This is a genomic window from Saccharopolyspora sp. ASAGF58 (assembly GCF_012277335.1).
Taxonomy (GTDB): Bacteria; Actinomycetota; Actinomycetes; order Mycobacteriales; family Pseudonocardiaceae; genus Saccharopolyspora; species Saccharopolyspora hattusasensis.
The window spans coordinates 1,171,042-1,185,501 of record NZ_CP040605.1 but is presented as its reverse complement, the minus strand read 5'-3'; the positions used below and the strand labels follow the sequence as shown (position 1 = coordinate 1,185,501).

At 70.9% G+C, this 14,460-nt stretch carries 11 protein-coding genes; 8 read left to right on the top strand and 3 right to left on the bottom strand.

Going from position 1 to position 14,460, the window contains the following annotated elements; genetic code table 11:
* The first annotated feature begins 26 nt into the window (after positions 1–26).
* The gene (gene smc / locus FDZ84_RS05325; RefSeq protein WP_246868816.1) at positions 27–3,761 is read left to right on the top strand and encodes a chromosome segregation protein SMC; all 3,735 of its coding nucleotides are present in this window, start codon (positions 27–29) and stop codon (positions 3,759–3,761) included.
* Between the two features lie 21 nt (positions 3,762–3,782).
* On the opposite strand, the gene FDZ84_RS05320 is transcribed toward smc, so the two are convergent.
* Positions 3,783–4,082, bottom strand: a complete 300-nt coding sequence (locus tag FDZ84_RS05320) for a hypothetical protein (protein ID WP_168584969.1) — start codon at positions 4,080–4,082, stop codon at positions 3,783–3,785.
* 246 nt (positions 4,083–4,328) lie between these two features.
* Between FDZ84_RS05320 and FDZ84_RS05315 the strand changes: the two genes are divergently transcribed.
* A complete protein-coding gene (locus FDZ84_RS05315) occupies positions 4,329–4,997 on the top strand; it encodes a hypothetical protein (protein WP_168584968.1) in 669 nt (222 codons plus the stop codon).
* 54 nt (positions 4,998–5,051) lie between these two features.
* Here the strand turns inward: FDZ84_RS05315 and FDZ84_RS05310 are convergent, their stop codons facing one another.
* Together FDZ84_RS05310 and FDZ84_RS05305 are read right to left on the bottom strand one after the other, a co-directional pair.
* Entirely contained in the window at positions 5,052–6,563 is a 1,512-nt protein-coding gene (locus tag FDZ84_RS05310; RefSeq protein ID WP_168584967.1) for a sodium:solute symporter, read from the bottom strand.
* A gap of 9 nt (positions 6,564–6,572) precedes the next feature.
* Positions 6,573–7,712, bottom strand: coding sequence for an anhydro-N-acetylmuramic acid kinase (locus FDZ84_RS05305; RefSeq protein WP_246869125.1), 1,140 nt, complete (start codon positions 7,710–7,712; stop codon positions 6,573–6,575).
* 232 nt (positions 7,713–7,944) lie between these two features.
* Between FDZ84_RS05305 and ftsY the strand changes: the two genes are divergently transcribed.
* The 6 genes from ftsY (at position 7,945) to FDZ84_RS05275 (ending at position 14,429) form a co-directional block, all read left to right on the top strand.
* Entirely contained in the window at positions 7,945–9,360 is a 1,416-nt protein-coding gene (gene ftsY / locus FDZ84_RS05300; protein WP_371812787.1) for a signal recognition particle-docking protein FtsY, read from the top strand.
* A gap of 189 nt (positions 9,361–9,549) precedes the next feature.
* A complete protein-coding gene (locus tag FDZ84_RS05295) occupies positions 9,550–10,239 on the top strand; it encodes a FadR/GntR family transcriptional regulator (protein WP_168584965.1) in 690 nt (229 codons plus the stop codon).
* A complete protein-coding gene (locus tag FDZ84_RS05290; protein ID WP_168584964.1) occupies positions 10,236–11,456 on the top strand; it encodes an MFS transporter in 1,221 nt (406 codons plus the stop codon). Before FDZ84_RS05295 ends, FDZ84_RS05290 begins: the two co-directional genes overlap by 4 nt.
* A gap of 122 nt (positions 11,457–11,578) precedes the next feature.
* Positions 11,579–12,916, top strand: a complete 1,338-nt coding sequence (locus FDZ84_RS05285; protein ID WP_168584963.1) for an ammonium transporter — start codon at positions 11,579–11,581, stop codon at positions 12,914–12,916.
* Complete coding sequence (locus FDZ84_RS05280; protein ID WP_168584962.1) at positions 12,913–13,251, top strand: P-II family nitrogen regulator; 339 nt, start codon at positions 12,913–12,915, stop codon at positions 13,249–13,251. The genes FDZ84_RS05285 and FDZ84_RS05280 overlap by 4 nt, the downstream gene beginning before the upstream one ends.
* Before the next feature lie 593 nt (positions 13,252–13,844).
* Positions 13,845–14,429: an AAA family ATPase gene (locus FDZ84_RS05275; RefSeq protein WP_246868815.1), complete on the top strand. Its 585-nt coding sequence runs from the start codon at positions 13,845–13,847 to the stop codon at positions 14,427–14,429.
* Positions 14,430–14,460: the final 31 nt, after the last annotated feature.

Here is a 14,460-nt window from a genome sequence, read left to right as displayed (position 1 = left end):
GAACCACGGGAAGGTCGATCGTAGCCGTGCACCTGAAGAGCCTGACGCTGAAGGGGTTCAAGTCCTTCGCCTCGGCCACCACGCTGCGCTTCGAACCCGGCATCACCTGCGTCGTCGGCCCGAACGGCTCGGGCAAGTCCAACGTGCTCGACGCGCTGACCTGGGTGATGGGCGAGCAGGGTGCGAAGGCGCTGCGCGGCGGCAAGATGGAGGACGTGATCTTCGCGGGCACCGCGGGCCGCGCCCCGCTGGGCCGCGCCGAGGTCACGCTGACCATCGACAACTCCGACGGCGCGCTGCCGATCGAGTACACCGAGGTGTCCATCACCCGCCGGATGTTCCGCGACGGCGCCAGCGAGTACGAGATCAACGGCAACTCGTGCCGGCTGATGGACGTGCAGGAACTGCTGTCGGACTCCGGGATCGGCCGCGAGATGCACGTCATCGTCGGGCAGGGCCAGCTTGCCACGATCCTGCAGGCCAAGCCCGACGAGCACCGCAGGCTCATCGAAGAGGCCGCGGGCGTGCTGAAACACCGCAAGCGCAAAGAGAAAGCGCTGCGCAAGCTCGACGCGATGCAGGCCAACCTGACCCGGTTGACCGACCTGACCAGCGAGCTGCGCCGCCAGCTCAAGCCGCTCGGCAAGCAGGCCGAGATCGCGCGCAAGGCGCAGACCGTGCAGGCCGACCTGCGGGACGCCCGGCTGCGCCTCATCGCCGATGACCTGGTCACCGCCCGCGCCGACCTGGCCCGCGACGAGGCAGACCAGGAAGCCGCGCGGGCCAAGCGCACCGAGGTCGAGCGCGCGCTGCAATTCGCGCAGTCCGAGGAGAAAACCCTCGAAGAGCAGGTCGCTGCCGACGCGCCGCGGCTGTCCCGCGCGCAGGAGACCTGGTACCGGCTGTCCGCGCTGGAAGAACGCTTGCACGGCACGCTGCGGCTGGCCGCGGAACGCCACCGGCACCTCACCGCCCAGACCGAGGAGCACCGCCCGGGCCGCGACCCGGACCAGCTCGACGCCGAGGCCGAAGAGGCCGCCGAGCAGGAGATCGAGCTCCGCGAGCAGGTCGAAGAGGCCCGCGAGGCGCTCCACGAGGTGGTGCAGCGCCGGTCGGAGCTGGAATCCGCGCTGAAGCAGGCCGAGCACGCGCACCTGGCCGCGGTGCGGGCGATCGCCGACCGCCGCGAAGGTGCCGCCCGGTTGTCGGGGCAGGTCGAGTCGTTGCGCGGCAAGGTCAGCGACACCGCGGAGGAGATCGAGCGGCTGTCGGACTCGCTGGACGAAGCCACCGGGCGGGCCGAAGAAGCCGAGCGCGCGCTGGCCGACGCCGAAGAGGAGAGCGGCGGCTACGACTCCGACGACGCGGGGCTGCAGGAACGCCGCGAAGGCGCGGCCGAAGCGCGCGACGCCGCGCGGGCCCGCGTCGAGGAGTTGGTGAAGGCCGAGCGGACCGCGGAGCGCGAGATCGCGTCCTGGAAGGCGCGCGTCGAGGCGCTGTCGATGGGCTTGCAGCGCAAGGACGGCGCGGGCGCGCTCATGTCGGCCGGGGACCGGGTGCCGGGCCTGCTCGGCTCGGTGGCGGCGCTGCTCACCGTCGAACCCGGCGCAGAGGCCGCGCTCGCCGCGGCGCTGGGCGCCGTCGCCGACGCCGTCGCGGTTCGCGGCGTCACCGACGCTGTGACGGCCCTTGAACTGCTGAGGGCGGACGAAGCGGGCCGCGCGGGGCTGCTCATCGAATCCGCTGTGGATATGGATCGGTCGGGTTGGCCGCCGCTCGCTGGCTCGGCGCGCTGGGCTGCCGACCTGGTCAGCGCCCCGGGCGGGTTGCGCGGCGCCGTGGCGAAGGCGCTCGACAAGGTCGCGGTCGTGGACACGCTGGCCGACGCCCAGGAACTCGTGCGGCGGCACCCCGAAATCCGCGCCGTCACCACCAGCGGCGATGTCCTCGGCGCGCACTGGGCCGCCGGCGGCTCCGACGACCGGCAGAGCACCATCGAGGTGCAAGCCGCCGTCGACGAAGCCGAACGCGAGCTCGCCGCCGCCGGGCGACGCCTGGAACAGCACTCCGCGGCGCTGGAAGGCGCGCGAGCCGAAGAAGAAGCGCGGCGCGCCGAAGTCCGCGCCGTGCAGGAGCAGATCAACGACGCCAAGGTGCGGCGGGCCCGCAGCACCGAACGGCTGTCCAGCCTGCAACGCGCGGCCCGCGCCGCCACCGCCGAGGTCGACCGGATCCGGCAGCAGCGGGTGAAGATCGAGCAGTCCCGCGAACAATCCCTCGTCAAGCTCGCGGAACTCGAAGAACGCCTGAGCATCGTCAAAACCGAACAAGACGAAGCGGCGGAACCCGACACCGGCGAACGCGACCGGCTCAGCACCGAGCTGAACGCGGCGCGGCAACAGGAAATGGAAGCCCGCCTCACCCAGCGCACCGCCGAAGAGCGGGCGCGCGCGGTGCAGGGACGCGCCGATCAACTGCGCCGCGCGGCCCGCCACGAGCGCGAAGCGCGTTCCCGCGCGGAAGCGGCGCGCAAGGCGCGGGAACGCGCAGCGCGCGTGACGCAGGCCGTTGTCACCGGCTGCGAGACAGCGCTGGAGCGCATCGCGCTGTCGCTGAGCGCCGCGACGGAGGAGCGGGACGTCGCGCAGGCGAAGCAGAGCGAGCACGAGCAGGCGCTCGGCGCCGTGCGAGCGCGAGTGCGCGAGCTCAGCGGGGTGCTGGAGAAGCTGACCGATGCGGTGCACCGCGACGAAGTCGTGCGTGCGGAGCAGCGGTTGCGGATCGAGCAGCTGGAAACCAAGATCATCGAGGACTTCGGGATCGGGCTGGACGACCTGGTCGACGAATACGGCCCCACCGTGCCGATTCCGCCGGGACCCGCCGAGATCGCCGAGTACGAGGCCGCCAAGGAACGCGGCGAGGAGGTCAGCGCGCCGCCGCCGGTGCCGTTCGACCGGGCCACCCAGGAGCGCCGGGCCAAGCGCGCCGAGAGGGACCTCTCCCTGCTGGGCAAGGTGAACCCGCTGGCGCTGGAGGAGTTCGCCGCGCTGGAGGAGCGCTACAAGTTCCTGTCCACCCAGCTCGAAGACCTCAAGGACAGCCGCCGCGACCTGCTCAGCGTCGTCAAGGAGGTCGACGACAAGATCCTCGAGGTCTTCACCTCGGCCTTCCACGACGTGGCGAGGGAATTCGAGATGGTCTTCAAGGTCCTGTTCCCCGGCGGCGACGGGCGGCTGCTGCTCACCGACGAGAACGACCTGCTGACCACCGGCGTCGAGGTCGAGGCCCGGCCGCCGGGCAAGAAGGTCAAGCGCCTGTCGCTGCTGTCCGGTGGCGAGAAGTCGCTGACCGCGGTGGCCATGCTGGTGTCGATCTTCCGCGCCCGCCCGTCGCCGTTCTACGTGATGGACGAGGTCGAGGCGGCGCTCGACGACACCAACCTGCGGCGCCTGATCACGCTCCTCGACCAGCTGCGCACGACCTCCCAGCTGATCATCATCACGCACCAGAAGCCGACGATGGAGATCGCCGACGCCCTGTACGGCGTGACAATGCGCGGCGACGGCATTACGCAGGTGATTTCCCAACGCCTGCGCGGCAATTCCGGCAAGAAGCGCAAGGACGGCGCCCCAGACGAGCCCGCCGAAGGCGACGTCGCAGCGGTGCTGGACGCGCCGGATGCGACATCAGGTGGCACCGACGGCGGCGCTGTTGCGGCGCCGGAAAGTGCTGCGGGAGAACCGGATCCCGGCACGGAGTAGTCGTGCGCCGCCAGGAACCGGTCAGCCGGTGGTGCCGAGGGCGTAGCCGACGCCGAAGGCGACGAGCGCCGCGACCAGTGCGAGGCCGAACGCCACCGACCAGCCCGGCTGCGCCTGCGGCCGACGGTCCCGCGACGGCTTTGACGGTGAAATCCGCTGCGGCGCAGCGCGATTCCACAACTCCGGCCGCCCCAGCTCGGCCTGGCAGGGCGCGCACTCCCACAGATGGGTGCGCACCATGAGCCACTCGACGTCGCCTAACGCGTCCGCCGAATACGCGCCGAGCTTTGCCCGGAGATCCGCATGATCGATGTTCTGCACCGCAGCCCCCATCCGCAGCCACGCTGATCGTTTGGGTAGATCATCGACCTGGCGGGACTCCCGCTGAAGGCCAGGGCCGGGTATTAGTGTGGTCGGCCACCTCGGTTTCAACGCCCGGATCCGGATGCGGGACGATGTTTCCGCGGTCCGGCATCGATCCTCGGGGGCAGATGTCGGCCGGACACCGGGCGCGGATGTTCCCGCATCACCCCGAGTGCGGGGTCCCACCAGGTACAGGAGGCTTCCATGACCAACCCGTACGGCCCCCCGCCGGGGCAGCAGCCATATCCGCCGCAGGGCCAGCCGATGCCACAGCCCGGTGGCTACGGCCCGCCGTCCGGTCCGATGCCGCAGCCCGGTGGTTATGGCCCGCCGTCCGGTCCGATGCCGCAGCTGGGCGGCTACCCGCAGCCCCAGATGCAGCCGGGAATGCAGCAGCCCATGCCGCAGCAGGGCGGGTACCCGCCGCAGCCGTCGGCTCCGGCCGCGCCGCAGGGCCAACCGATGGCGCCGCCCCCGCCCGGCATGGGGCGCATCGTGATCGACTGCTCGTACTTCTGGCTCGCGTTCATGCTGATGTTCTTCAAGCCGCAGGTCACCATCAACGGGCAGCCAGGGCCGATCTTGACCTGGGGCAAGACGCCGGTCGACCTGCCGCCCGGCCAGTACCAGATCGGGATCCACGTCAACTACCTGTGGCGGGTCGGCGAGGCGACCGCGGTCATCCCGGTCAACGCCGGCCAGCAGGTCGACGTCCACTATGCGGCGCCGGTGATCGTCTTCATGAACGGTGCCATCGGCCCGACCCCGCAGAAGGCGCCGGGCGTGGGCCTGGCCCTGGGGGTCATGGGCGGCAGCCTGGCGCTGTGCTTCCTGATCACCCTGCTGTCGATCATCTCGATCGCGGCCAGCTGAGCCGAGCGGCTGACTGCCGTGAGTGTTTTTGGGTCCTATGACACCCAAAAACACTCACGGGCGTTCTTCGACCCGCTGCATGGCGGCTTCGGGCGCCGGCCGGGGGTGGCGCAGCGACAGGAGTCCGCCCACCACGAGCGTCACGATGACGCCGAGCGGCGTGTACCAGGGGAAGGCCAGCGCCTTCTCGCCGCCCTCGCCGTCGGGGAAGGTCACCCCGAGCACGAAGAACAGCACCACCACGATCGTCGCCACGAACGCGATCACCGCATCCGACTGCCGGGCCCGCTTCACCAGCAGCCCCAGCAGGAAAGCGCCCAGCAGCGCGCCGTAGGTGTAGCTGGCGATGCTCAGGCCGACCTCGACCACCGGGTTCTCGGTGCTGCTGAACATCGACGCGAACACCACGAACACCACGGCCCAGACGAGCGTCCAGCCCTTGCCCATCCGCAGGATCGTCGAGTCGTCGAGCTTGCGCTTCGAAATCCGCTGGTAGAGGTCGCTGACCGTGGAGGTGGACAGCGAGTTCAACGAGGATGCCAGGGTGCTCATCGCGGCGGCCAGGATGCCGGCGATCATCAGCCCGGAAAGCCCGGGCGGGAGATCGTTGACGATGAACTGCGGGAACAGCTCGTCCTTGCTGGCCATTCCGAGCTCGGCGGGCTTGGCACCGTTGAAGAACGACCACAGCATCGTGCCGATGAACAGGAACAGGGCGAACTGCAGGAACACCACGACGCCACTGGCGATCAGCGCTCGCTGGCTGTCCCGGAGGTTCCGGCAGGCGAGCAGCCGCTGCACCATCAGCTGGTCGGCGCCGTGCGAGGCCATCGCGAACACGGCCCCGCCGATCACGGCGGTGAAGAACGCGTACTGGTCCGTGATGATCGACGAGCCGAAGTCCAGGAGCTCGAACTTGCCCGAGGCGAACGCGGTCGACATCCAGTCCCCGGGCAACCGGCCGGCGAGCACCACTGCGGCGAGGACCGAGCCGCCGATGTAGACCGCCATCTGGATGGCGTCGACCCACACCACGGCCTTGATGCCGCCGAGGTAGGTGTAGATCACCGTCATCACCGACAGGATCAGCACGATCTGCCAGTACGCCATGTGCATGCCGAACGCGGCCAGCATCACCTTCACCGGGATCGCGGTGGCGAACAGCCGCAGCCCGTCGGCCAGCAGCCGGGTCACTAGGAACGTCACCGAGGCGGTGCCCTGCAAACCGGAACCGAACCGCCGACCGAGGAACTCGTAGGCGCTGACCAGGTTTCCGGCGTAGTACTTGGGCAGCAGCACGAACGCCACCACGATCCGGCCGATCAGGTACCCGATCGCGAGCTGCAGGTAGGTGAAGCTGCCGAGGTACGCCACCGTCGGAACGCTGATCACCGTCAGCGTCGAGGTCTCGGTGGCGACCACCGAGAAGCACACCGCCCACCAGGGCAGCTGGCGGCTGCCGATGAAGTAGTCCCGCGAGCTGCGCTGCCGCCCGCTGAGCAGCAACCCGAGTACCGGCATCGCGACCAGGTACAACCCGATCACGATGAGGTCGACAGATCGCATTGGAGCCTCCTAGGCGGTGTGGCCGGGCTGCAGTCGCAGCCGCCTCGGCTGCTGGATGGCGGGTTCGGGCAACCGCAGGGGACCGGAGCCCGGGGTGATGCTCCCCAGCAGCCGCGGTCCGGCGGCGCCGGTGGTGCCCGGCGTGTTGCCGGTGATGCCGTGCCAGGTCAGGAATCCGAGCAGCGCCGTCAGGTGCGCTTCCTTGCTGTCGGCGGGCAGCCCGAGGTCGTCGCTGACGACGAGCGGAGCGTCCAGCCGACGGCGCAAGGCGGCCAGCAGGACGGGATTGCGCACCCCGCCGCCGGACGCGACGACCTTCGCCGCGTGCTCGGTGCGGCAGGCGTCGGCGATGGTGCGCGCGGTGAGCTCGGTCAGCGTCGCCACCAGGTCGCCATCGCCGACCTCGGCGGGCAGCTTGTCCAGCGTCCGGGCCAGGTAATCGGCGTTGAAGTGCTCCTTGCCGGTGGACTTCGGTGCCGACCGCCGGTAGTAGCCGTCGGAGAGCAGCAGTTCGAGCAGTTCGGGGTGCACGGTGCCGGTGGCCGCGATGCGCCCGTCGGTGTCCTGCGGGGTACCGGTGATCTGCCCGGCCGCGAGGTCGATCAGCGCGTTGCCCGGGCCGGTGTCGTAGGCCAGCGGGCGCCGGCCGCCGACGACGGTGATGTTGGCGATGCCGCCGATGTTCAGGGCGATGGTCGTGCCGGGCTCGTCGGCCAGCCACAGCGCGTCGAACACGCCCGCCAGCGGGGCGCCCTGGCCGCCGGCGGCGACGTCCCGGGCGCGCAGGTCGGACACCACGGGCAACCCGGTGGCCTCGGAGATCCACGCTGGCTGCCCGATCTGCAAGGTGCCGTGGACCCGTCCGCTGCCTTGGACCCAGTGGTAGATCGTCTGGCCCAGCGACCCGACGAGGTCCGCGCGGCCTCCCGCGAGCTCCACCCCGAGGCGGGCCGCCGCCGCCAGCTGCTGGCCCACGTAGGTGTCGAGCCGACACAGGTCTTCGGCGCTGCAAGCGGCGGGCGGAAGCACGGCGAGCAACTTCTCGCGCAGGGCTTCCGGGTAGGGAACAACGGTGGCTCCCAGCGGGCGGAGCTCCACGGTGTCGCCGTCCAGCCGCAGTTCGGCAGCTGCCACGTCGACGCCGTCCATCGACGTGCCGGAGAGCAGTCCGATTACCCGCCACCAAGCCACGTATGTGGTGTATTCCACACCGGCCGGTAAACGCAAGCGTATCGCGGGCATTGTTGGTGAATTGCTCACTTAGTGTGCCGGAATTTTCCGGTGCCCGATTCCGCGCCCGGCGCGGTGGGCGGTGGCTGCGACGCGCCTCGTGCGCTGGGCGCGTTCAGGGGCCGGTATGACCAGGTGGGAGGATGGGTCCGTGACCACCTCAACCCTGATTCTGATCATCGTCGCCGTCGTGGTGGTGCTGGCGATCGCCGTGGTCGCCGGTGTCGTGCTCAACCGTCGGCGGCGGATCAGCCTGAGCGAACGGGACGAAAACGCCGGCCCGACCGAGGCCGTCAAGGGCGGCGGATATCGCGCCGACGGCGGAATCAGCCTGTCCAGCGGCGGCACCACCACGGCGGCTCCGCCGGAGCATCCTGCAGGCGAGCGCACCGAGATGGAGGGCCAGCCCGGCGTAGGCGACGACGCGGCGGTGCCCCGCGACAGCGAGCGCCGCGGCATCGTGGATGTGCAGCTGCCGGACGGCTCGACGGCGACCGAAGAGGCACCGGTCGAGGAGCCTCCGGCGAAGGAACCGCCGGTCGAGGTCCCGCCGGTCGAGGTCCCGGAGCAGGAACGCGTCGAGCCGGTGCCGGAGCCGGCGCCCGCGGTGCCCGAGGAGATCGAGGAGATCGAGCCGACCTCGGGGCGGCTGGAGCGGCTGCGCGGCCGGCTCTCCCGCTCCCGGTCGACCTTCGGCCAGGGCCTGCTGGGCCTGCTCGGCGCGGGCGACCTCGACGAGGACTCCTGGGAGGAGATCGAGGACACCCTCCTGCTGGCCGACCTGGGCGCGGCGACCACCACGGAGATCACCGAGCGGCTGCGCACCGAGATCGCCACGCGCGGCATCCGGACCCCGGACGAGGCGCGCGCACTGCTGCGCGAGGTCCTGGTGGACGCCCTCGGCCCGGACATGGAGCGCGCGGTCCAGGCGCTGCCGCACGGCAACCCGGCCGACGGCGGGAAACCGGCCGTGGTGCTGGTCGTCGGGGTCAACGGCACCGGCAAGACCACCACCACCGGCAAGCTGGCGCGGGTGCTGGTCGCGGACGGGCGGACGGTGCTGCTCGGCGCGGCCGACACGTTCCGCGCCGCGGCCGTCGAGCAGCTCGCCACCTGGGGGCACCGGGTGGGTGCCGAGGTGGTGCGCGGAAAGGAAGGCGCCGACCCGGCGAGCGTGGCGTTCGAGGCGGTCAGCCGCGGCAGCGACACCGCGGTGGACGCGGTCCTGGTCGACACCGCGGGCCGGCTGCACACGAAGACGGGCCTGATGGACGAGCTGGGCAAGGTCAAGCGCGTCGTGGAGAAGAAGGCCCAGGTCGACGAGGTGCTTCTGGTGCTGGACGCGACGACGGGCCAGAACGGCCTGACGCAGGCGCGGGTGTTCTCCGACGTCGTCGCCGTGACGGGCATCGTGCTGACCAAGCTGGACGGCACGGCCAAGGGCGGCATCGTCTTCCAGGTCCAGCGGGAGCTTGGTGTCCCGGTGAAGCTGGTGGGCCTCGGAGAAGGCCCGGACGACCTGGCGCCCTTCGAACCAGGAGCCTTCGTGGACGCCCTCCTGGGCTGACCCACCGACACCGCGGCCCCCGCACCACCTCTTCGGTGCGGGGGCCGTCTGCTGTCCGCAGTTCAGCCAGGCCTCTGTTTCCTGAGTTCCTGGCCGCCCTGCTCGTGCAGTGTCGGTGACCGGTTCCACTCTTCGGAATATTTGTCTGACGACTGACGTCTGGCATACGGTTCTGCCGGAGGTGTTGGCATGCGGATGGTTGGGCATCGGTCTTCCGTGGACGAGGTCATCGCCGCTCTCAACGAGCAGCTGGTCGGTGGTGCTTGGGCTCCCGGCGAGCGGATTCCGACCGAGCTGGAACTGGTCGCCGAGCTCGGGGTGAGCCGGACGGTGGTCCGGGAGGCCGTGCGGGCTCTGGTGCACCTCGGGCGGTTGGAGGCCCGGCAGGGCGCCGGCACCTTCGTCGTGTCCACCGCCGACCCGGCGCCGATGCTTCGGCAGTTGCGGCTGGCCGAGGTACGGGACGTCTTCGAGGTTCAGCTCGCCTACGACGTGCAGGCCGCGCGGCTGGCCGCCGTGCGTCGCGACGACGCCGACGTCCGTCGCCTGCGCGAGCTGCTCGACCTGCGCGACCGCGCGGACTCGCCCGACACCTTCGCCGCCGCCGATGTCGACTTCCACGTCGCGATCGTGGCGGCGGCGCGCAACCCGCTGCTCTCGGAGATGTACCGCTACCTGGGCGAACGCCTCCAGGAAAGCCTGAAGACGATCCGCGCGGACTCCGCGCTGACCGAAGGCGGGCCGATCACGCACCGGGCGCTGCTGGACGCGATCGTCGAGGGCGACCCGGAGGCCGCCGCGGCGGCCGCGCATGCCGTGATCCAGCCGAGCCTGACGTCCCTCGCGGGCGTTCTCGACGAGAGGGGAAACGAGCGGTGAGCACCCGAGTCCAGCAGCCGACGGCCACTCCGGTGGGCACCGCCGCGGCGGCCACCCTGGTCCTGGTCGTGCTGGTGGCGCTGGCGCTGCGACCGCCGTTCACCGCGGTCGCACCGCTGTTGGAGCAGATCCAGCAGGACCTGGGGGTGTCGAACACCTTCGGCGGCGTGCTGACCACGTTGCCCGTGGTGTGCCTGGGGGTGTTCGCGTTCGTCACGTCGAAGCTCCGGCAGCGGTTCGGCGACGAGAAGGTGCTGGTCGGCTGCCTGCTGGTGCTGCTGGTTGGCAACTCGCTGCGCGCGCTGGGGTCGATCTGGACGCTGCTGGCCGGCACGGTCGTGGTCGGGGCCGGGATCGCCGTGGCGAACGTGGCGCTGCCCGGCCTGATCAAGCGGGACTTCCCGCACAAGGTGCCCGTGATCACGGCGGTCTACACGATGTGCCTGACGCTGGGCGGCGCGATCGCGGCCAGCGTGGTCGTGCCGATCGGCGCCGCCATGGCCTCCGCCTGGCGCGCTCCGCTCGGATTGCTGGCCCTTCCCGTCCTGCTGGCCCTGGTGATCAGCTTCTTTGCGCTGCGGCGCAGCTCTGGCGCACCGCCGCTGCCGTCGAGCGGCCGCCGGTTGTGGCGCAACCCGCTGGCCTGGCAGGTCACCGTCTTCATGGGGGTGCAGTCGGCGATGGCCTACGTCACGTTCGGCTGGCTGCCGACGATGCTGCAGAGCCGGGGCATGAGCCCCGAGCTCGCCGGTCTGGCGCTGGGCATCCAGGCGGCGGTGCAGGCCATCGGATCGATGAGCGTGCCCGTGCTGTGCCACCGGCTCCGCGACCAGCGCTTGATCGCCGTGGTGCTGGCGGCGCTGCTCATGCTCGGCTTCACCGGCATCCTCGTCGGCCCGACCGCCGCGCTGTGGCCGGCGGTGGTCGTGCTCGGCCTGGCGCAGGGCGCGGCGTTCGGCTTGGCGCTGACGCTGTTCGGGCTGCGCTCGCCGGACAGCGACACCACCACGGCGCTGTCCGGGATGGCGCAGGGCGGCGGGTATCTCATCGCCGCGGCCGGCCCGCTCCTGATCGGGCTGCTGCACGACGTGACCGGTGGCTGGATCGCGCCGCTGGTGCTGCTGCTGGCCTGTTCGGCGGTCTGGCTCTGCATGGGCCTGCTGGCCGGGCGGCCGGTCCAGGTGCCTTCGGTGATCGGCGACGAAACACGGCGGTGATCTCACACCACGGCTGTAACGATAGGTGAGCCGGAATTCACGGCCGCGTTACAGCGAAACGGGTCCCCTGAAACAGGCGTGCCACAGGATGCGGGCCAACTCGGTCCGCATCGGGAGGCAATGTGAATTCAGGCGACACCGCATGGGTGCTCGTGAGCGCGGCGCTCGTCCTGCTCATGACCCCTGGTCTGGCGTTCTTCTACGGCGGCATGGTGCGTTCGCGCGGCGTGCTCAACATGCTGATGATGAGCCTCGGCAGCATCGGCGTGGTGGGCGTGCTGTGGGTGCTCATCGGCTACTCCACCGCGTTCGGCTCCGACATCGGCGGCGCCGGGCTGCTCGGCAACCCGGCGGAGTTCTTCGGGCTGAGCTCGCTGCTCGGCGAGGACCAGGTCTCCGGCACCATCCCGACGCTGGCGTTCGTCGGCTTCCAGGCAATGTTCGCGATCATCACCGTCGCGCTGATCTCCGGCGCGATCGCCGACCGGGCCCGCTTCGGCCCCTGGCTGCTGTTCGCCGGGCTGTGGGCCGTGGTCGTGTACTTCCCGGTCGCGCACTGGGTCTTCGCCTTCGACACGAAGGACGATGCGGGCAACGTGACCGCCGTCGGCGGCTGGATCGCCAACCGGTTGGCCGCGATCGACTTCGCGGGTGGCACCGCGGTGCACATCAACGCGGGTGCCGCCGCGCTGGCGCTGGCCCTGGTGCTCGGCAAGCGCCGGAGCTGGCCGAAGGACCCGGGCAAGCCGCACAACCTCCCGTTCGTGGTGCTCGGCGCGGGCCTGCTGTGGTTCGGCTGGTTCGGGTTCAATGCCGGATCGGCGCTGGCGGCCAACACCACCGCCGCGGTCACGCTGGTGAACACCCTGGTGGCGACCAGCGCCGCGATGCTCGGCTGGCTGCTCGCGGAACGCATCCGTGACGGTCACGCCACCACGCTCGGCGCCGCCTCCGGCATCGTCGCGGGCCTCGTGGCGATCACCCCGGCCTGTTCCTCGGTGACCCCGCTGGGCGCCATCGCCGTCGGCGCGATCACCGGCGTGGTGTGCGCGCTGGCCGTGAGCCTCAAGTACAAGTTCGGCTACGACGACTCGCTGGACGTCGTCGGCGTGCACCTGGTCGGCGGCCTGATGGGCACCCTGCTGGTCGGTCTGTTCGCCTCGTCGGCCGCCCCGGCCGGGGTCGACGGGCTGTTCTACGGCGGCGGGTTCGACCAGCTCTGGCGGCAGGCCGTCGGCGCGGTCGCGGTGCTCGCCTACTCCTTCGTGCTCAGCCTGGTGCTGGCGCTGCTGGTCAAGGCGGTCGTCGGGTTCCGGGTGAGCGCCGAGGACGAGGCCGTGGGCATCGACGAGACTGAGCACGCCGAGACCGCGTACCACTTCGGCGCCGAGCGTTCCGCGCGGCGCTCCGCGGTGCCGGCCGACGAGGTCGAACGCAAGCTGGAGGGCAGCCGCGCATGAAACTGGTGACCGCGATCGTTCAACCGTCCAAACTGGACGACGTGAAGGACGCGCTGGAGCGCCTCGGGGTGCTGGGCATGACCGTCAGCCAGACGCAGGGCTACGGCCGCCAGAAGGGCCACACGGAGGTGTACCGGGGCGCCGAGTACGCGGTGGACTTCATCGAGAAGCTGCGGGTCGAGGTCCTCGTCGACGAGTCCAACGTGGACAAGGTGGTCGACGGGATCGTTACCGCCGCGCGCACCGGCCGGGTCGGCGACGGCAAGGTCTGGGTGACCTCGGTGGACACCGTGGTCCGGGTGCGCACCGGAGAAACCGGGGTCGAGGCGATCTGACCCGTTCCGGGCCGAGTCGAGGGGCACCTCCGATCCAACCGATCGGCGGTGCCCTTCGCATTTCGCCTGTTCAAGGCCCTCAGGCGCCGCCTGACCTCCGGTGTCCCCGGTCTGTGCCGACCCGTGAGTGGTTTCCGGTGCTATGGCGCCCAGTAGCGCTCACGGGGCCTGAACAGGCCAAACGTCCGGTCCGTCGGCGTCGGGTGAGTGGATTTCGCGGATCGGGCGGTGGCGAGTGCGTAACACTACGCAGCCGCACTCAGGGGGCTTCACGGTCTCGCGGGGCCCCGCCAGGCGGCAGACTTCCAAGTGCGACGCGGTAGAGGAGAAAACCGGAGGGGGCCCCGCCCGTACTGGGGGTCGGGCGGAAAAACCGGGCTTCGCGGTCGCGTTGGGGTCGCGTGGGTGGCCGGGGGGACACGGTCGCCCACGCGGGCCGGGTGCGATATCCCGTAGCGCACCAGGGGGATGGTGATGGTGCGGGAGGCGGCTCGTCCGGGGGGAGCGGGCCGCCTCCCGCTTCTCCGCGTTCGGTGGCGTTGCGCACTCGGGCGGCCGCCCGAGATTGATCAACGCGTAACCTTGATGTCGTCGTGGACATACCGGACGTACTTCCTTCGCCCGCCAGCCCGCCGCCGACGGTGCGCGTCGGCCGCCGCTCGCTCGTCGTCCTGGCCGGCCTGCCGGGCGCGGGCAAAAGCACGGTGCTCCGGAAGCTGCACGGCGGCAAGGACATCTCGACGCTGGACTCCGACCAGGTCCGCGCTCGGCTGCGCAAGGTCCTCCCGGCCCGCCTGCCCTACCGCTACTACCGCCCGCTGGTGCATTTGGTGCACCGCAGTCGCATCGCCTGGAAGTGCCTGCGCGCGTCCGGTCCGGTCGTCGCGCACGAACCGGCCACCCGCGCCACGACCCGCGTGCTGCTGCTGATGTTCGGTTGGCTCACCGGTCGGCAGCGGGTGCTGGTGTGGCTGCACGCGGATGCGCGCGAGGCGTTGGCCGGGCAGCAGGCACGCGGACGGCTGATCCGCTCCAGGTCGTTCCAACGGCACGTGCTGCGGGCCGACCGGATGCACCATCGGCTGCGCGGCGGCGCTGCGCCGTACGGCTGGTACCGGGTGCACCTGTTCACCAGGAAGCAGGTCGAGGACGGCCTCCGGTTGGACGTCGTGGCGTGACCTACGTCCCGTTGGGCCGGGCCACCGCCGC